Origin of the sequence: Shimia sp. FJ5, from assembly GCF_032918335.1 — a bacterium.
GTDB lineage: Bacteria > Pseudomonadota > Alphaproteobacteria > Rhodobacterales > Rhodobacteraceae > Shimia > Shimia aestuarii_A.
The window spans coordinates 1,039,783-1,057,441 of record NZ_JAWJUV010000001.1 but is presented as its reverse complement, the minus strand read 5'-3'; the positions used below and the strand labels follow the sequence as shown (position 1 = coordinate 1,057,441).

The window sequence follows — 17,659 nt, the reverse complement described above, 5'->3', positions numbered from 1 at the left end:
GAACCGACCCACTCACCAGCGAGGTCAGCTTGATGGACTTTCTCAACGGCTTTGTCGCCCTCTCCAACTTTGTGCTGATCCCCGCGATCGCCTATGGCAGCCAGCTTGCGCTTGGCGCGCTCGGTGTCACCCTGATCTATGGCATCCTGCGGTTCTCAAACTTTGCCCACGGCGACACGATGGCCTTTGGCTCGATGATCGCAGTGCTCGTGACCTGGTGGTTTCAGGGCATGGGCCTTAGCCTCGGGCCGCTTCCGACGGCGCTTCTTGCCCTGCCCTTCGCGATCCTTGGCACCATCGCGCTTTTGCTCATCACGGACCGGACCGTCTATCGCTTTTATCGGGCGCAGAAGGCCAAGCCGGTGATCCTCGTAATCGTGTCGATGGGTGTGATGTTCATCATGAACGGCCTCGTGCGGTTCATCATCGGACCGAACGATCAGAAGTTCCTCGACGGGGAGCGCTTCATCATTTCGGTGCGCGAATTCAAACAGATGACCGGCCTGCGCGAAGGTCTTGCGATCAAGACCACCCAAGGCCTAACCGTCGTCGTAGCCGTGATCTGTGTTATCGCCCTGTTCTGGTTCCTGAACCGCACGCGCACCGGTAAATCCATGCGCGCCTATTCCGACAACGAGGATTTGGCGCTCCTGTCGGGGATCAATCCAGAGCGCGTGGTGATGTATACGTGGATGATCGTCGGCGCGCTCACCGCCATTGCCGGGACGCTCTACGGTCTCGACAAGACTTTCAAACCCTTCGTCTATTTCATGCTGCTGCTGCCGATCTTTGCCTCGGCCATCGTCGGCGGCCTTGGCAGCCCGCTTGGCGCCATCGCGGGTGGCTTCATCGTCGCCTTCTCGGAGGTGACGATCACCTATGCTTGGAAGAAGGTTCTCACATATTGGATGCCAGAATCGCTCGAGCCTGACGGGCTCGTGCAGCTTCTGAGCACGGACTACAAATTCGCGGTGAGCTTCGTGATCCTGATCGTCGTGCTCCTGTTCAAGCCCACCGGCATTTTCAAGGGGAAATCGGTATGAGCGATACGGTCAAAAATACCCTTCTCTTCGCCTGCATGGCGCTGCTCATCCTTGGCACAGGCTTTGTGCAGAGCTGGAACAGCGCGTTGTTCATCCTCAACATGGGCCTGATCTCTGCGATCATGGCTTTGGGGGTCAACCTTCAATGGGGCTTTGCCGGCCTGTTCAACGTCGGTGTCATGGGCTTTGTCGCGCTTGGTGGTCTGGCCGTTGTCCTGACCTCCATGCCGCCCGTGGGCGAGGCTTGGGCCGCTGGCGGTCTGCGCGTCCTTGGCGGGCTGGTGATCGGCGCGGCGACCATCGTCGGTGCAGTGTTCCTCAACAAACGCCTTTCGGGACGTGCGCGCCTCCTCGGCTTGCCGCTCTTCCTGATCGTGGGCTTCTTCGTCTATCGCTTTGTCTTTGACCCGGCAGTCGAGGCCATCGAAGCGGTGAACCCGGCAGGCACGGGCTATCTCGGCGGGCTTGGCCTTCCGGTGCTCCTGGCTTGGCCGATGGGCGGTCTTCTCGCCGCAGGCGCAGCCTGGCTGATCGGCAAGACCGCGCTTGGTTTGCGCTCGGACTATCTTGCCATTGCAACGCTCGGCATTGCGGAAATCATCATTGCCGTTCTCAAGAACGAAGACTGGCTTGGCCGCGGCGTGAAGAACGTCAACGGCCTGTCCCGCCCCGTGCCCTATGAGATCGACCTCCAGAAAAGCGAAAGCTTCATCAAGAGCGCCGAAGGCTTCGGGCTTGATCCTGTCACCGCCTCGACCCTCTTCGTCAAGCTTGGCTACTCTGTCCTGTTCACCATCGTGCTGGTGGTGATTTTCGTCATGGCGCAGGCCGCTCTGAAGAGCCCCTGGGGCCGGATGATGCGCGCGATCCGAGACAACGAAGTGGCCGCCGAAGCGATGGGCAAGAACGTGACCCGACGCCATTTGCAGATCTTCGTTCTGGGGTCGGCCGTCTGCGGGATCGCAGGCGCCATGCTGACCACGCTCGATGGTCAGTTGACCCCCGGCACTTACCAGCCGCTGCGCTTTACCTTCCTGATCTGGGTGATGGTCATCGTCGGAGGTTCCGGCAACAACCTTGGCGCAGTGCTTGGCGGATTCCTGATCTGGTGGCTTTGGGTCGAGGTGGAACCGCTCGGGCATTGGGCGATGGAATTCGTGACCTCCGGCATGGCCGAGGATAGCGCGCTTCGCAACCACCTGATCGACAGCGCCGCGCATATGCGCCTGTTGACGATGGGTGTGATCCTGCTGCTCGTCCTGCGCTTTAGCCCACGCGGACTCATCCCAGAAAGATAGGCCGAGGCGCGACAAAGAAAGGCCCGCTCAAACGAGCGGGCCTTTTTGCTTGCGTTGGGATTTGATCAACGGCCCCGAAACAGCCCACCTAAGATTCCGCGCACGATCTTGCGCCCGGTGGTGCCCGTGAGTTCTTTCATCACCATTTTCCCCATAGCCTCGCCAAAACTATCGCCCCGGCGGGTGCTGCGCGACGTAGGGCGTGTCACCCGCGTTCCGGAATAGCGCCGCCCTGCGCTGTATTCGCGCGCAGCCGTCTCCATCTCCTCTTCTCGGGCCTCTGCCGCTTCGGCCTCTGCAGCGGCCTTCTCGGCGCGCTCCTTGAGCATCTCATAGGCAGAGCGGCGATCCTTGAGCGCCTCGTATTTTCCGGCCACAGGAGAGGCGTTGATAACCGTCTTGCGAAGGCTCGGCTCGATCGGGCCAAGACGCGAGGACGGCGGACGGATCAGCGTGCGTTCGACGATCCCCGGAATACCCTTCTTCATCAGGAAGGACGTGACCGCCTCACCGACCCCAACCTCACGGATCGCGGTTTCTGTGCTGAAACGCGGGTTTTCGCGATAGGTCTCGGCAGCGAGACGCAACGCCCGCCGATCCCGCGCGGTAAAAGCGCGGAGGGCATGCTGCACACGGTTGCCAAGCTGGCCAAGGATATCCTCGGGAATGTCGTCAGGGTTCTGTGTCACGAAATAGATACCGACCCCCTTGGAGCGGATCAGGCGCGCCACCTGTTCAACCTTATCGACGAGCGCCTTGGGCGCACCGTCGAACAGGAGATGCGCCTCATCGAAGAAGAAAACAAGGCGCGGCTTATCCGGGTCTCCGACCTCGGGCAGTTCCTCGAACAGTTCGGACAGGAGCCAGAGCAGGAAGGTTGCATAAAGCCGTGGCGACCCCATGAGCTTGTCCGAGGCGAGGATATTGATCCGCCCGCGGCCATCAGTATCCGTCCGCATGATATCCGACAATTCAAGCGCGGGTTCACCAAAGAGCTTCGCACCGCCTTGGTTCTCGAGCACGAGAAGCCGACGCTGGATCGCGCCGATCGAGGAGACCGAGACGTTGCCATATCGCAGCGAAAGATCGTCCTTGTTTTCACCGACCCAGACCAGAAGCGCCTGCAAGTCCTTGAGATCAAGAAGCGGCAGCCCCTCTTCATCGGCGAGCCGGAAGGCAATGTTGAGGATACCTTCCTGCGCTTCGGTCAACTCCATCAGCCGGGACAGGAGAAGCGGCCCCATTTCGGCGACGGTCGTGCGAATCGGGTGGCCTTGTTCCCCGAAGAGATCCCAGAACGTGACTGGAAAACTCTCGTACCTATAGTCGTCAAACCCGATCTTACCGGCCCGATCCATGAAGGCCTCGTGCAGCTTAAACTCGGCGCTGCCCGCATCGGCGAGACCCGAGAGATCGCCTTTCACATCCGACAGGAAGACCGGAACGCCCGCCTTGGAAAAACCTTCGGCCAAGATCTGAAGCGTGACCGTCTTGCCGGTGCCTGTCGCCCCCGCGACGAGGCCATGACGGTTGGCATATTCGAGTTTCAGCCCCTGTTTGGTGCCATAGTCTTCTCCGCCGCCACCGACAAAAATTGCGTCTTCCAAATACTTGCTCCTTGTAATCAGACCGCCGTTCCGCATCAAAAATACATTGTTAACCCCCTCGTGCCAGTATTGATTTCGTTCTGATCGCTGCGGTGATCGCAAAGAACGGTTTTCCTCCCTGTTGGACTTGGCCGCCCCTTTCTTGGAGCGGCCTTTTTTCAGGCTAAACATACGGAAACCCGTGTATTTTTTCCTGTTGACGGGTCGTTGAATTCTTCGTAGCGTTCACGACAGAAAACAAGTCGGCCAGTCCGACGGGGAGTGAAATGGGGAGGGAGCCGCAAGGCTCCTTCTTCTTTTTCGCGGGGTCGATTTCCGAATTGCCGCGCAGGCCCGGAACCCTTGAAGCGAAAAACCGCCCTCTGTGACCATTTTGCAAAGGGCTTTGCCTGACAAGCGGTTACGGGCATGGTAAGCGATATCTGACTCGCATACACAACGACGGGAACTCGAGATGTCCAAGCACGTTAAACCCCTTTTCGCCGCCGCACTGATCGCACTGGCTGCTCCGCTTTCGGCGCAGGTGGGCTCTCTCTCGGATGGCTCCATCATGGAAGGCCAAGCCGCCGCTCCGGCCGCAAAGCCCGGTGAAGAGGTCAGCTCCGAGAAGATCGGTGCGTGGGATTTGCAATGCGCCAAGACGGGCCCCGAGCCGCGCCCCTGCCGCATGTATCAGCTCCTGACCGACTCCGAGGACACACCGGTGATCGAGATGACCATGTATCGTCTTCCCGAAGGTGCCCCGGCAGCGGCTGGCGCGACCTTTGTGGCACCGCTCAACACGCTCCTGACGGCTCAGCTCGCGGTCGCAATCGATGGTGTTCTGGTACAGCGCGTACCGTTCACGCTCTGCTATGAAGCCGGGTGTGTTGCGCGCATGTTCATGTCGCCGATCGAAGTTCAGGCCTTCCAGAACGGCAAATCCTCGACGGTCTCTCTGGTTCCGGCGCTGGCCCCCGATCAGGTGGTGTCGGTGGAAATGAAACTCGATGGTCTGAAAGCGTCCTTCGAGAAGGCGAACCCCGTCAATCAATAATTGATCAAAGACCGATCAAACATAAACGCCGCTCTCAATAGAGCGGCGTTTTTAGTTTCCGAGATAGCCGCCTAGACCTTGCGCAGCGCAATCACCGCGTTCAAGCCGCCGAAGGCAAAGGCGTTGGACAGCGCCACATCGACCTTGGCCTCGCGCGCCTCGTTCGGCACCACGTCGAGTGCACATTCCGGATCCGGTTCTTCATAGCCAATGGTCGGCGCGATCACCCCGTCGCGTAGCGCCATGATACAGGCCAAAAGCTCGACCGCGCCGGTGCCGCCGATCAGGTGGCCGTGCATGGACTTGGTCGAGGAGATCATCAACTCGTCTGCGTGCTGGCCGAAGACATCCGCCACCGCGGCGCACTCGGTCTTATCATTCGCGGCCGTGCCCGTGCCATGCGCGTTGATATAGCCGACTTCCTCGGTGTTGATCCGGCCATCGGCCAGCGCCCCGGCAATGGCGCGCGCGGCGCCTTGCTTGGATGGCATGACGATATCTGAGGCGTCCGATGTCATGGCAAAGCCGACGACCTCGGCCAGAATCTCGGCTCCACGGGCGCGCGCGTGATCGTATTCCTCGAAGACGAACACCCCAGCCCCTTCGCCCTGTACCATGCCGTTGCGGTTGGCCGAGAACGGACGGCAGGCGTCCTTGGACATGACGCGCAGGCCTTCCCAGGCCTTGATCCCGCCAAAGCACAGCATGGATTCCGCCCCACCAGTGATCATCACAGGCGCAGCGCCCGCGCGCACGAGTTGAAAGGCCTGGCTCATAGCGTGGTTCGAGGACGCACAAGCCGTTGCAACGGTAAAGCTCGGCCCCTTGAGATTGAACTCCATCGAGATATGGCTCGCGGCGGCATTGTTCATGAGCTTCGGCACCACGAAGGGATGCACGCGGTTCTTGCCGTCCTCATAGACCGAGCGGTAATTCTCGTCGAGGGTCTGCATACCGCCGCCCGATGTCCCGAGCACCACGCCACAGCGCGCCGCAAGATCCCCGGAGAAGGACAGGCCCGCCTGCCCGATCGCCTCGCGCGCCGCGACAAGCGCGAACTGCGTGAACCGGTCGTAAAGGGCGATCTGCTGGCGATTGAAAAGGCCTTCGCTTTCAAAGCCCCGCACCTGCCCGCCGATCTTGATCGCAAGGCGGTCCACATCGCGCACGTCCAAAGGTCCGATTCCGCAGCGCCCGTCTTTCATGGCGGAAAACGTCTCGGACACGTTGTGGCCAAGCGCATTGATCGTGCCAGCCCCTGTGATGACGACCCGTTTCATCCTATCCCCTCCACTTGCAGGCAGATGTCACGATTGGTCTGCGATGAGTTTGTCGATCCCGGCCACGATCGAGGCCACCGAAGAGATATCGAAGTCGCTATCGCTTGGATCATTGGCATTGAAGGGCACAGAGATATCAAAGGCCTCTTCGATGGCAAAAATACTTTCCACGAGACCGAGGCTATCGATCCCGAGATCTTCAAGCGTGCTGTCCATGGTCACGTCCGAGGGGTCGAGAACGGCTTGCTCCGCAATGATTTCGATCACCTTGTCCTTGACGCTCATTTGTCTTCCTTTCGCCAATACTGGCTGTCATTTAGTCCTTCGTCTCCAACTTGGAAACGGTTTTTTGCAGTGCCGCGAATTCTTTGAGAAGCCGGGGCAAACGCCGGAGACCCTTATACATCTCCAAATGTGACTCCATCTTGACAGCCGGGTATCCGAGGACCACCCGTCCCGCTGGCACCTTGGAGAGCATCTTGGAGGCGCCACCCGCGATCACATTGTCGCCGATGGTGGTATTGTCGCTCACGCCGCATTGCCCGCCCATCACGACATTGCGGCCGATCTTCGTCGAGCCAGCCACGCCCACCTGCCCGGCAAGCAGCGTATCATCGCCAATCTCGACATTGTGGGCAATGTGCACGAGGTTATCGAGCTTCACGCCATTGCCGATTTTTGTGTCGCGTACCGTGCCGCAATCAATACAGGTATTGGCGCCGATCTCGACATCATCTCCGATGGTGACAGAGCCGAGGCTATGGATACGGGCCCAGGACTGCGATTTGACCTCGCCCTGATCGCCGAGGGTTTCGCGGGCGGCTTCGACGCCGGATTTCTCGGGCGTGACAAAGGAAAACCCGTCAGAGGCGATGCGCGCGCCCGGCTGGGCGATGAAACGCGCACCGATTGTGGCGCGGGCGCCGATCGACACCATTTCGCGCAGATAGGCCTTTTCCCCAAGCGTCACATCCGCGCCGATGACACAATGCGGCCCGATCAAAGACCCGTTGCCGATCCGGGCGCGCGGGCCCACGACAGTCAGCGGACCGATCGTCACGCCTTCGCCGATCTCGGCGCTGGGATCGATGACCGCACTTGGATGAATACCGGTGCCGAAATGCTGACCGGGGTCCATGATCGCGGAAAGCCCGGACATGGCAAAGCGGCCGCGCGGCGAGGTGATCGCCGCCTCAAGGCCAAGCGCCTGCCAGTCAGCACCGGGCCATAGCATCGCAGCGCGTGCCCGGCCCTTGCTCAGCCCTTCGGCGTATTGTGGATTGGTCACCAACGCGAGGTCATCCGAGCCTGCCGATGCTGGCTCCGAAACCCGGCTCACGATCAGTTTGGTGTTGCCAAAGGCCTCCGCCCCAAGGGCGTCGGCAATCTCTTGGATAGTATGGGCCATGTGTCCCCCGCGAATTGCGGGCAATACCTACCCCTGAACCGAGCGCAAAGCCACCCCTTCATTCACCATCGCCTGCCAGATCTTGGCATCGCGACCGTAAACGTCACGGCGGTATTGCACCGGGCCCTTCGCATTGGTGAAGGCGGTTCGGTAGATGATATGCACCGGGATCGGTTTTTGCAGGTCAACCTGCGTTTCGCGGCCCGTCTTGAGCGTCGAATGGAAGAACCCTTTGGGATCGCTTTCCTGACGTGCGAGCAGCGCATAGGCGAACTCGAACGGCTTTTGCAGACGGATACAGCCATGGCTGAAGGCACGCACTTCGCGCGCAAACAAGCTCTTGGACGGCGTGTCGTGCAGGTAGATGTTGTGACGGTTCGGGAACATGAACTTCACCAGACCAAGCGCGTTGCGAGCGCCCGGGGGTTGTTTGATATCAAACGGGAAGTTCCGGGTGCTGAACTGGGTGAAATCCACCGCACCACGATTGACCACGCGCCCGCGTCCGTCGATCAGCTTGAGATAGCTGACCGCGTTCGGATTGCGCTGCAACATCGGCAGGTATTCCTTGGTCGCGATCGAGCGCGGGACGTTCCAAGTCGGGTTGATGACCATATGCTCCATCACGTCCGAAAATTCCGGGCTGCGATGGTCGTGGCGGTTCTTGCCGACAACAGAGCGGGTCATGAACGTCACACGATCATTGTCGACGATGCGAGCGTGGAAATCGGTCAGGTTCACGAGAACATGACGCTCGCCGCGCGGTTTGTTGAGCCAGCGTTCGCGCTCCATCGCCACCATGACGGACTTGAGCCGGTCCACGGGAGAGCGGTTGATCTCGGAAATGGTCGACTCTCCGGCAACGCCATCCGCTTCAAGCCCATGATCAAGCTGAAACGCTTGCACGGCCTTCTCCAGCACAGAGTCATATTCCGCGGTGGCGCTACGTCCCAGGTAGCCGAGCGCCACGAGACGATCGCGCAATGCGACGACCGCCGTGCCACGATCTCCGGGCTCGAGTTTGCGCGATTTGACCTCAGAGCCCCACCCTCCGGCAGTCGCTAGGTGTTCAAGACGCATCTTCTCTTTGAAGAGACGGACATACTCGGGCGTGCGCGGCGCAAGGCCACGCATGTAAGAATTCGGCTCGGAAGCAAGAAGGTTAGTGAGATAGCCGCGCCGATCACGACGCGGCGAGTCACGCTTGATGCCATCGTCAAGTTGGGTCGGAACGAACATGCCGGTCTGGAGGTCGCGGGCATAGCTCAGGAAAGCCTTGGAAAGCGCGACTTCTGCCATGCCGAGCGCGCGGGGCGTGTGCGCGGCGCGCAGTTGACCATAGAGCGCATCAAAATCGTAGCGGGCCACGGGAAGCCCATGGTCATCCGCCGTCTCGATGGCCTTCAGAAGCGCTTGTCGACGGGCAAGGTCATCGGCATCGGTGCCGGTCCAGATCGGTTGATAATTGGTGTCGCGGTAGAAGCCTGCGATGTCGGCGTCGCGGGCGGCGGCTTCGGCGACGGCTTGCTTGAAGGCGGTCACTTCGGCTTGGGCAGAGGGCACAAACGCCCCGGTCGCAACCGTAAAGGCAAGGCCCGCTACGGTAAGAAATCGGCGAGTAATCATCCTAGGCATCGAAATAAGCTCTCTCTGTCTCGGCAGTCCACAACATGCTGACCCAGTGTGCCGATTTGCATCGGGCTGTCTATTCACAGTTTCATCAAATCCTCACATCTGATGCAGGGAGGTCGCAGTTTCCCCTTAAGGGGATTGAAACGCATTTCAGCAAAATTCCGCCCAAATCCTTCATATAAAAGGAAAGGTCGGAAATGAACGCTTGGTCGCCGAATCGTCTTGTGGCATAAAACGCGCATCTGGGGATGGATATGATGATCGCGAATAATCGCGGCTTGACGAACGAGACGGGACAGGCATTCGACCAATGAGTGACTCAACGCTGAATTTCACGCGGCGCGGCCTCTTGCGCGCCTTTGCGGCAACCACGGTAGCAGCAGCCCCCACATTCTCCCACGCGGCAGGTTTCCTGCGAGGCTCCGGCGATATTCGCCGGATCCGCATGTATTCCGCCCGCACCGGAGAACGCATGGACACGATCTATTGGATCGAGGGCGAGTACATCAAGGAAGCCGTCAACGAAATCAATAGCTTCATGCGTGACTGGCGCACCAACGATGTGAAGAAAATCGACCTGCGCACCATCGATATCATGGCCGCATCGCACAACCTTCTCGACGTGCACGAACCCTATATGCTCCTGTCGGGCTACCGCAGCCCACAGACCAACGCGATGCTGCGCTCGCGCTCTCGCGGGGTGGCAAAGAACTCGCTGCACATGAAGGGCCAGGCGGCGGATTTGCGTCTCGCGAATCGCTCGGTCAACCAGATGGCCAAGGCGGCCCTTGCCTGTCACGCGGGCGGTGTTGGGCGCTACTCGGGCTCCAATTTCGTCCATATGGATTGCGGCCCGGTCCGCAGCTGGGGCCGGTAAAGCCAAAAACCTTAAGCTTGTCTTAAGAGATATGAACCGAATCGACCGGCCTCATCGTGAGAGCCGGTTTTTTCTTTTGGATCAACACGTTGCAGCGCGGCACGGCGCCAAAGTTCCGATGTCGGTATCACGTCGGTATTGCGTCTGTATTGCGTCAGCGCGGCGCGAAACCGCCGAGCCCCTTGCCCTGCCGCACGGTCCATGAACGGACACAGAGCTCCGTCCTTCTGCCAGACATGGAAAAGGCGCCGCAGGGGCGACGCCTTTTCTTGAGAGGGAGGCTCCAAGGGAAGGAAGAAAAGAGCCTCCGGTCTCTGCCGAAGAAGGGAACTGCGATCCCCCTCCTCCGTCAGCTCTCGATCGGTTTGAGCCGACCGGGTTCGTTTGTCTCGAGATAGGCCTCCTGCTCGGGCGTGAGGTCGATCTCGTCATAGCCGGTGACCATCGGTCTCACATGTTCGCGGAAGCCATGGCCCACGGTGAGCAAGTAGATATGCACGATGATGAAGGCACCAATCACGTAGGCCGCGAAAAGATGCAGGTTCGCGATCAGGGTAATCGCCAGCACGCTATTGCTATCGGCCCAGAAATTATAGGTCAGGTAGAGCAGCCCCGTGACCCAGATCGCCGGGAAGATGAACCATTTCAGGACAAAGTAGGTCGCGGCCTGAAGCGGGTTATGCTTGCGCCAGAAGATCTTTTCATAGGGGTGCTCTTCGCCCTTGAAGACGCCGTAGGCGTAGAAGCGGGCGACCGAGACCATGCCTTCGATCTTGGGGATGAACTGACGCCATGTGCCCGTGGTGAATAGCCAGAAGGTCGCGAAAATCCACAAGCCAAGCAACGCCAGCGCCGCCATCGTGTGTAGCATGACCGCCGGGCCGAAGGGGATCAGGGCATGCACCCCGTTGAGCCCCATGCCCGTCACCATCAGCGCCATGATGAGAAGCACCTGCATCCAATGCCAGAGGCGTTCGAAGCGGGGGTAAACCTTGACGATACGCTTAGTCATGATGGCCTCCTTCGGTTTTGCGCGAGAAGATACGGATGAGCGCGTGCGCCGCGACACCCAACAAGGTCAGAAGGATCAACGCCTTACCCAGAAGGCCGACCGGCCCGTTGGTATTGGTGCCGGGCATGAAGACACCCGCAACATTGGCAAGGCGGCCATCCTGCTGGTGACACTCGACGCAATCCACGGCGTTTTCGGCCGGGGCGACCATGTGGGTGATCGGCCAGTACATGTAGGTGTCGACGAAATCGAACTCGCCCGAATAAGGCTTGTTCGCAGCTTTCATGCCCGCATCAATCGCCTTGCCCCAATCGAAATTGGTCCAGAAGGCGGTGTCGGTCGTCGGCCCCCAGACATGGGTATAGACGAGGTTGTTGTTGACCTTGTCATAGGCCTGCCGGCCTTCCATGCGCTTGAAGGGCCAGATGCGCGAGGTGCCGTCTTCGCGGTCACCATGGATGCGGTTGACCTCGACGGTGTTTGTCGGGTCGATCTTGCGATCATAGGTGGTGTATTCCACCTGCCCGTCGAACCATGCGTAATAGGGCGTGGCGTCTTCCTGATAGGCGAAATTGCCCTTGGTCGACATATAGGTGTGCATGTGCTTGCCCTTCGAAGAGGTAAAGTTCTCTTCGCTGAACGGTTTGCCGTTCTCGTCAAGCTTGCCCGCAGTGGACCAGTCCCACATGGATTTCGTCGGCACACCGCCACGGGCGTATTCCGGAATGTGACAGGACTGACAGGCGAGCGTGTCGGTATGGTCGTTGAGCTTCAGACCCTTGATATTGGTCGGGTGCGGTTCTTGACCGTGGCAGGATTGGCAGGAGGCCGCATGTCGCGCCTCGCCCGGTTTGCCGGTGCCATGCGGATCGGAAGCCAGCACGTTATAGCGCGATCCGGCCCATTGGTGACGGTCCGAGACGTGGCAATCGGCGCAGACCATGCCCTCGCCGCCCTCTTCAACCGAGGACATATGCACGTCGACATCATGGGTCGGGTTGTAGAGCGCCGACGACAGATCGCCGTGTTTCACGTTGTCGCCGCCACCGCCATAGAAGTGACAATTGCCGCAGTTGTCGCGGTCGGGCATGCCGACGCTCATCGCCGCTTTCTTGAGGTCTACGGCCCAGGCCTTGGCCCCGGTGATGGTCTTGCCCTTGGCCTCCATCGGTGGGTGGCCCGCCCCGGTGGCCAGCTTGGTATATTGGTCCGACTTGTCGTGACAGACGAGGCAGTCCTTTGCGTTGGCCTGTTGCGGCGGTTCCTGGCTCATGTCGTCCCAGCCATAGCCGGCGTGACAAGAGGTACAGCGCGGTTCATTGCCCGCGACCGAGCCGCAGAAGGCGTTGATCACGTTCTTCTTGCCAAGGCGCTGGCCGGTTTCGGGGTGCTCGTAATCCCACTTGAAGTGGATCGAGTGCATCATCTGATCGTCGGCCTCGGTATGACACTCGAGGCAGGCTTCGGTCACTTCCGGGCCCGATTGGAAATCCTTTTGCAGGCTCAGGAACTTGGAGTGATCCGCCGTGGACTTGCTCACCTCATCCTGTGCCATGGCGAGCGTGGCGGATGAAAAGGCTATGGCAAGGCCGAATACGGCCCTTTTGAAATACATGACGTCTCCTCCCTGGCGTCGGCTGGGACTTTGCGCGTTCCCATTAGGTAAACACACACTCGGGAGACATCTTTGACATATATCAATTTTGCGATGTTAAGCGCCGCACAGGGCGAGATTCGCCTTCAGATGCGGAAGAATGGCTGAAGCAGGCGCGGCACAAGGCTCTTGAAGCGCAGGCGCGCATCGGTCGCGGCAAGGCAGATGCAATCCGGGCCGGGATCGGCGACCGGCGTATGTTCGAGCGCGTCATGCCCGATCTCGACATCGCCGCGTCCGAAACGGCCCTCCTCGTCCGAGAAGCTCCCCTGCAGGACGAGGGTCATCTCAAGGCCGTTGTGGCCGTGTTCCGGCATCGCACGGCCGGCAGGGATGTAGAGCAGGCGCAAGGAGTCCTCGGATGTGTCGCGCAGGATCGCCTGTTTGACGCCAAAGCCGAGCGATTTCCACGGTGCCTGCCCGTCGGGACCAAGAAGCGCGGCGACGGGGCCGGGATAGATGCCGTTGCGCCGCGGCGGGGCGGGTTCGACGGGCGCAGGTGCATCAAGCATATCAAAGAGCCGGTTGCGCAGATCTTCCGAGACGGCCTCTTCCTTTTCGACCTCGAGAAGCGCGCCGCCAACGGCCTCATGCGCGGCCAGTGCGGCGCGGCATTCAGCACAGAGCGAGATATGCGCCGCGACCACGACCGCATGAGCCTGCGGCAAGGTGCCAGCGGCATAGGCGACAAGAATCTCGTCGGGGATATGGTGCGCGATCTCGGTCATGACGGGCGCATATCCTTCAACTCATGGCGCAGTTTGTCGAGGGCCAATCGAATCCGCGACTTGATCGTGCCGAGCGGTAGCCCGGTCTCGGCCTGAATCTCGCTATGGCTCAACTCGCCGAGATAGGCGCGTTCGACCATCTCGCGTTGATCGGGTTTGAGCCGGGAAAGCGCCTCGCGCAGGCCCGCGGCCTCTTGTTCAAGAGCCACCACCTGCCCCGCATCGGGCGCGGTGTCTTCCTCGGCCAAGAGCATCTCTGGTTCGGGACGGCGTTCCTTGCGGAAGCGGTCGATCTGTTGGTTGCGGGCGATACGGTAGATCCAGCCAGACACCTGCGCCTGTTCGGGATCGAACTGATGGGCGCGGTGCCAGACCTTGATCATCACGTCCTGCACAATGTCCTCGGCCTCGGCCGCGCTGGCCCCGCCCCGGATCGCGAATCCTTTCAGACGCGGCGCGTAGTGATCGAAGAGACAGGCAAAGGCCTCGCGGTCTCGCGTATCGCGCACCGCAAGCATCCATACTGTTTCCTGCGTGGGCGTTTGTGTCGTTTCGTCAGGCACGCTCGTGTCGTCTTTCATGGCTGCGCATCAAGACCCGCGCGGCCGATTGCTTCCCCCGAGCCTAGCCCGCCGCGGTGCAGCGGGCCAAGCAAATTCGTGGGTCAGAGGAAAATCTCCGCAGCGGCGTCATTCGTGACAGAGGGATTCAAGGTATCGCCCATAGCTGTTCTTGTGAAACAGGGCAGCGCGCTCTTGCAGGTGGGCGCGATTGATCCAGCCCGCGCGGAAGGCGATTTCATCCGGCGAGCCAACCTGTTGGCCTTGGCGTTCGGTCAGGGTTCGGACAAAGTTCCCGGCATCGAGCAAAGAGGCATGTGTACCGGTATCAAGCCAGGCATAGCCCCGTCCCATGATGCGCACCGATAGCGCGCCGTCGGCAAGGTAGCTTTCGAGAAGTGTGGTGATCTCCAATTCACCACGTGCCGAAGGTGCAACCTGTCGCGCCCGCTCCGGGGCACTTCCATCGAGGAAATAAAGCCCCGTGACCGCATAGTTCGAGGGCGGTGTCGCAGGTTTCTCGACAAGGTGGCGCACATTGCCTTCGGCATCGAAATCCACCACACCATAGCGTTGCGGATCAGCGACCCGATAGCCAAAGACCGTCGCCGCCCGGCCTGCCTGATCCGCTTCTTGCAGCAGCTCGGGAAAGCCGTGACCAAAGAAGATATTGTCGCCCAAAACCATCGCCGAAGGCGCGCCCTCGAGGAATTCCTCGGCCAGAAGATAGGCCTGGGCAAGGCCATCGGGGCTTGGCTGTTCGATGTAGCTTAGCGAAAGGCCCCACTGGCTCCCGTCGCCAAGCGTGTCGATGAACTGCTGCTGATCCTGAGGCGTGGTGATGATCGCAATCTCTCGGATCCCGGCCAGCATCAGCGCGCTGAGTGGGTAGTAGATCATCGGCTTGTCATAGATCGGCAAAAGCTGTTTCGAGACGCCCATCGTGATCGGGTAGAGCCGCGTGCCGGAGCCACCAGCCAGAATGATCCCCTTGCGTTGCGTCATGTTTCGCTCTCCAATTCCTTGAGCACCCTGTCCAACGCCGCGCGCCAGTCGGGCCGTGCGATGGCAAAGACCTCGTAGAGGCTCTGACAGTTCAGCCGCGAATTCAATGGGCGCATGGCAGGCGTCGGATAGTCGCGTGTCGGGATCGGCGTAAGCACCACCTCGCGCCCGGCGCAGTGAAAGATCGCTTCGGCAAAATCGCACCAACTGACCTCCGGCGCGCCACTCAGGTGATATATGCCGCTTTTCTTTTTATCATCAGCTAATTGCACTGCGATACTCATGCAAGTTTCGGCAATGGCGCGCGCCGGGGTCGGGCCGCCGATCTGGTCCGAGACAACACTCAAGCGATCGCGATTGCCCGACAGGCGCAGCATGGTCTTGACGAAATTCGCCCCCTGCGCCGAGAACACCCAAGAGGTGCGCAGGATCGCATAGCGCCCGCCTGCGGCGACAACCGCACGCTCGCCCGCCAATTTGGACCGCCCATAGGCGTTTTGCGGCGCAGTGGGATCGTCCGGCCGCCACGGCACCTCGCCTGCGCCAGAGAAAACGTAATCCGTCGAGATGTGCACAAAGGGAATATCAAGTGCCGCGCAGGCCTCGGCCATAGCCCCCGGTGCATCGCCATTGATGATGGTCGCAAGCGCCTCGTCCTCTTCGGCGCGGTCGACGGCGGTATAGGCGGCGGCGTTGATAGCGGCGCGCGGCGCATGGGCGCGGATCGCGGCGGCGCAAGCGGCAGGGTCGCTCAGGTCCGCCTCGGTTCGCGAAAGCGCAACCACCTCGGGGAAGCGGCGCAATTCGGTCGCGACCTGACCGTCATGACCAAAGACGAGCACCGTCATGGCGCGCCCGTCCCGAGGCGTTCGCCCACGCCCTTACGGTCTAGGAGCGGACGCCACCAGGCCTCATTGTCGAGATACCATTGCACCGTGCGCTCCAGCCCCTCATCCAGCGTCACCGAGGGCCGCCAGCCAAGCTCGGATCGCATCCGGTGCGGATCAATCGCATAGCGTGCATCATGGCCGGGGCGGTCGGCGACGAAGGTGATGAGGTCGCCATAAGGGCCATCCGCGCGCGGGCGCAGGCGGTCGAGGATCGCGCAAATGCTCTTTACGAGGTCGAGATTGCTGCGCTCATTCTCGCCACCGATATTGTAGCTCTCCCCGACCCGGCCCTTTTCGACCACATGCAAAAGCGCATCGGCATGGTCCTCGACATAAAGCCAGTCACGGATATTGGAGCCATCGCCATAGATCGGCAGCGGCTTGCCTGCGAGCGCGTTGAGGATCACCACCGGGATAAGCTTTTCCGGGAAATGATAGGGGCCATAGTTGTTCGAGCAATTGGTGAGCAGCACCGGCAGGCCATAGGTCTCGAACCATGCGCGCACGAGGTGATCCGAGCTTGCCTTGGAGGCAGCATAGGGGCTGCGCGGGGCGTAGGGCGTCTCTTCAGTGAACTTCTGCGCCGGATCGGGCGGCAGGGAGCCATAGACCTCATCGGTCGAGATATGGTGAAAGCGAAAGCCTTCGGGTCGCCCCTGCCTCTCCCAGTAGCTGCGCGCGGCCTCGAGCATGGTGTAGGTGCCGGTGATATTGGTGTCGACGAAGGCGGCGGGGCCGTCGATCGAGCGATCCACATGGGATTCCGCGGCCAGATGCATGACGACCTCGGGACGATGGGCGGCGAAGATCCGATCCAGCGCAGCGCGGTCGCGGATATCGGCCTTCTCGAAAACATAGAGCGGGCTATCCGCGACGGGCGCGACATTCTCAAGACAGGCGGCATAGGTCAGCGCGTCGAGATTGACGACCTCATGGCCCCGCGCCACGGCAAGGCGCACCACAGCGGAGCCGATGAACCCCGCCCCGCCCGTCACAAGAATCTTCATACCGCGCCCTCCCATCTGAAGGGGCTTTGCAGATCGGCCAGCGGAGGCGCGACGGCGTCCTTGTCGCTTAAGGTCGCGTCGCCCGAAAGCGGCCAGTCGATGCCAAGCGCCGGATCGTTCCACAGAAGTGCGCCTTCGGTCTCGGGCGCGTAATAGTCCGAGCATTTATAGACGATTTCGCTATTTGGCTGGAGCGTGGCGAAACCGTGGGCGAACCCAGCCGGGATGAAAAGCTGCGCGCCCGTCTCGGCGCTGAGCTCATAGCCGACCCATTGGCCGTAGGTCGGACTTCCCTGCCGGATATCAACGGCCACATCGAAGATTGCTCCGCGCCCACAACGCACGAGCTTGGCCTGCGCATGGGGTGGCGCCTGAAAATGCAGGCCGCGCACCGTCCCCACGTCGGTAGAGAGGGAATGGTTGTCCTGCACGAACTCGAGGTCGATGCCGATCTCGCGATAGGCGCGACGGCTATAGGTTTCGGCAAAGACCCCGCGATGATCGCCAAACCGGCGCGGCGTGATCAGGAGAACGCCGGGAAGCGTCGTCTCTTCATGGTCCATAGCTGCTCTTCCACGGTTTTCCCAAGGTGTAACGCCCTTTGCCGCGCCGGGCCATGGTT

General features: G+C 60.6%; 17 protein-coding genes. 4 read left to right on the top strand and 13 right to left on the bottom strand.

All coding sequences use genetic code 11. From position 1 onward, the window contains the following. Positions 1–32: 32 nt before the first annotated feature. Both R1W01_RS05320 and R1W01_RS05315 read left to right on the top strand, forming a co-directional pair. Positions 33–1,043, top strand: coding sequence for a branched-chain amino acid ABC transporter permease (locus tag R1W01_RS05320; RefSeq protein WP_243612823.1), 1,011 nt, complete (start codon positions 33–35; stop codon positions 1,041–1,043). Next, a complete protein-coding gene (locus tag R1W01_RS05315; RefSeq protein ID WP_297759049.1) occupies positions 1,040–2,341 on the top strand; it encodes a branched-chain amino acid ABC transporter permease in 1,302 nt (433 codons plus the stop codon). The genes R1W01_RS05320 and R1W01_RS05315 overlap by 4 nt, the downstream gene beginning before the upstream one ends. A 65-nt stretch (positions 2,342–2,406) precedes the next feature. On the opposite strand, the gene R1W01_RS05310 is transcribed toward R1W01_RS05315, so the two are convergent. After that, positions 2,407–3,984 carry a helicase HerA-like domain-containing protein gene (locus R1W01_RS05310; protein ID WP_411028145.1) on the bottom strand — a complete coding sequence of 526 codons (1,578 nt, stop codon included), beginning with the start codon at positions 3,982–3,984 and terminating at the stop codon, positions 2,407–2,409. A gap of 418 nt (positions 3,985–4,402) precedes the next feature. Here R1W01_RS05310 and R1W01_RS05305 point away from each other — a divergent pair, with 418 nt between their 5' ends. Further along, positions 4,403–4,984, top strand: a complete 582-nt coding sequence (locus tag R1W01_RS05305; RefSeq protein ID WP_243612826.1) for an invasion associated locus B family protein — start codon at positions 4,403–4,405, stop codon at positions 4,982–4,984. Positions 4,985–5,055: 71 nt separating this feature from the next. On the opposite strand, the gene R1W01_RS05300 is transcribed toward R1W01_RS05305, so the two are convergent. The 4 genes from R1W01_RS05300 to R1W01_RS05285 are packed head-to-tail and all read right to left on the bottom strand — an operon-like array spanning position 5,056 to position 9,298. Then, positions 5,056–6,264 carry a beta-ketoacyl-[acyl-carrier-protein] synthase family protein gene (locus tag R1W01_RS05300; RefSeq protein ID WP_243612827.1) on the bottom strand — a complete coding sequence of 403 codons (1,209 nt, stop codon included), beginning with the start codon at positions 6,262–6,264 and terminating at the stop codon, positions 5,056–5,058. Between the two features lie 27 nt (positions 6,265–6,291). Beyond that, complete coding sequence (locus tag R1W01_RS05295) at positions 6,292–6,549, bottom strand: acyl carrier protein (RefSeq protein WP_243612828.1); 258 nt, start codon at positions 6,547–6,549, stop codon at positions 6,292–6,294. Positions 6,550–6,580: 31 nt separating this feature from the next. Beyond that, positions 6,581–7,672, bottom strand: coding sequence for a UDP-3-O-(3-hydroxymyristoyl)glucosamine N-acyltransferase (gene lpxD / locus R1W01_RS05290; protein WP_297759058.1), 1,092 nt, complete (start codon positions 7,670–7,672; stop codon positions 6,581–6,583). Positions 7,673–7,699: 27 nt separating this feature from the next. Next, positions 7,700–9,298: a murein L,D-transpeptidase gene (locus R1W01_RS05285; RefSeq protein WP_297759060.1), complete on the bottom strand. Its 1,599-nt coding sequence runs from the start codon at positions 9,296–9,298 to the stop codon at positions 7,700–7,702. A 316-nt stretch (positions 9,299–9,614) separates the two neighbouring features. On the opposite strand from R1W01_RS05285, the gene R1W01_RS05280 reads away from it, so the two are divergent. After that, positions 9,615–10,181 (top strand): YcbK family protein, encoded by a 567-nt coding sequence (locus tag R1W01_RS05280; protein ID WP_243612831.1) that lies wholly within the window; start codon positions 9,615–9,617, stop codon positions 10,179–10,181. Positions 10,182–10,530: 349 nt separating this feature from the next. Here R1W01_RS05280 and R1W01_RS05275 read toward each other — a convergent pair whose 3' ends face one another. The 8 genes from R1W01_RS05275 to rfbC all read right to left on the bottom strand — a co-directional run bounded on the left by R1W01_RS05275 (position 10,531) and on the right by rfbC (position 17,600). After that, complete coding sequence (locus R1W01_RS05275) at positions 10,531–11,193, bottom strand: cytochrome b/b6 domain-containing protein (protein WP_243612832.1); 663 nt, start codon at positions 11,191–11,193, stop codon at positions 10,531–10,533. Further along, a complete protein-coding gene (locus tag R1W01_RS05270) occupies positions 11,186–12,808 on the bottom strand; it encodes a tetrathionate reductase family octaheme c-type cytochrome (protein WP_297759066.1) in 1,623 nt (540 codons plus the stop codon). The genes R1W01_RS05275 and R1W01_RS05270 overlap by 8 nt, the downstream gene beginning before the upstream one ends. A gap of 125 nt (positions 12,809–12,933) precedes the next feature. Further along, positions 12,934–13,575 (bottom strand): ChrR family anti-sigma-E factor, encoded by a 642-nt coding sequence (locus R1W01_RS05265; RefSeq protein ID WP_243612834.1) that lies wholly within the window; start codon positions 13,573–13,575, stop codon positions 12,934–12,936. Next, positions 13,572–14,156 (bottom strand): sigma-70 family RNA polymerase sigma factor, encoded by a 585-nt coding sequence (locus R1W01_RS05260; RefSeq protein ID WP_279391765.1) that lies wholly within the window; start codon positions 14,154–14,156, stop codon positions 13,572–13,574. The genes R1W01_RS05265 and R1W01_RS05260 overlap by 4 nt, the downstream gene beginning before the upstream one ends. A 108-nt stretch (positions 14,157–14,264) precedes the next feature. Next, positions 14,265–15,140 carry a glucose-1-phosphate thymidylyltransferase RfbA gene (gene rfbA / locus R1W01_RS05255; RefSeq protein ID WP_297759070.1) on the bottom strand — a complete coding sequence of 292 codons (876 nt, stop codon included), beginning with the start codon at positions 15,138–15,140 and terminating at the stop codon, positions 14,265–14,267. Continuing rightward, on the bottom strand, positions 15,137–15,988 hold the full coding sequence (gene rfbD, locus R1W01_RS05250; RefSeq protein WP_297759072.1) for a dTDP-4-dehydrorhamnose reductase: 852 nt from the start codon (positions 15,986–15,988) through the stop codon (positions 15,137–15,139). The genes rfbA and rfbD overlap by 4 nt, the downstream gene beginning before the upstream one ends. Beyond that, entirely contained in the window at positions 15,985–17,037 is a 1,053-nt protein-coding gene (gene rfbB / locus R1W01_RS05245; RefSeq protein WP_297759075.1) for a dTDP-glucose 4,6-dehydratase, read from the bottom strand. Before rfbB ends, rfbD begins: the two co-directional genes overlap by 4 nt. Continuing rightward, on the bottom strand, positions 17,034–17,600 hold the full coding sequence (gene rfbC / locus R1W01_RS05240) for a dTDP-4-dehydrorhamnose 3,5-epimerase (RefSeq protein WP_297759078.1): 567 nt from the start codon (positions 17,598–17,600) through the stop codon (positions 17,034–17,036). Before rfbC ends, rfbB begins: the two co-directional genes overlap by 4 nt. Positions 17,601–17,659: the final 59 nt, after the last annotated feature.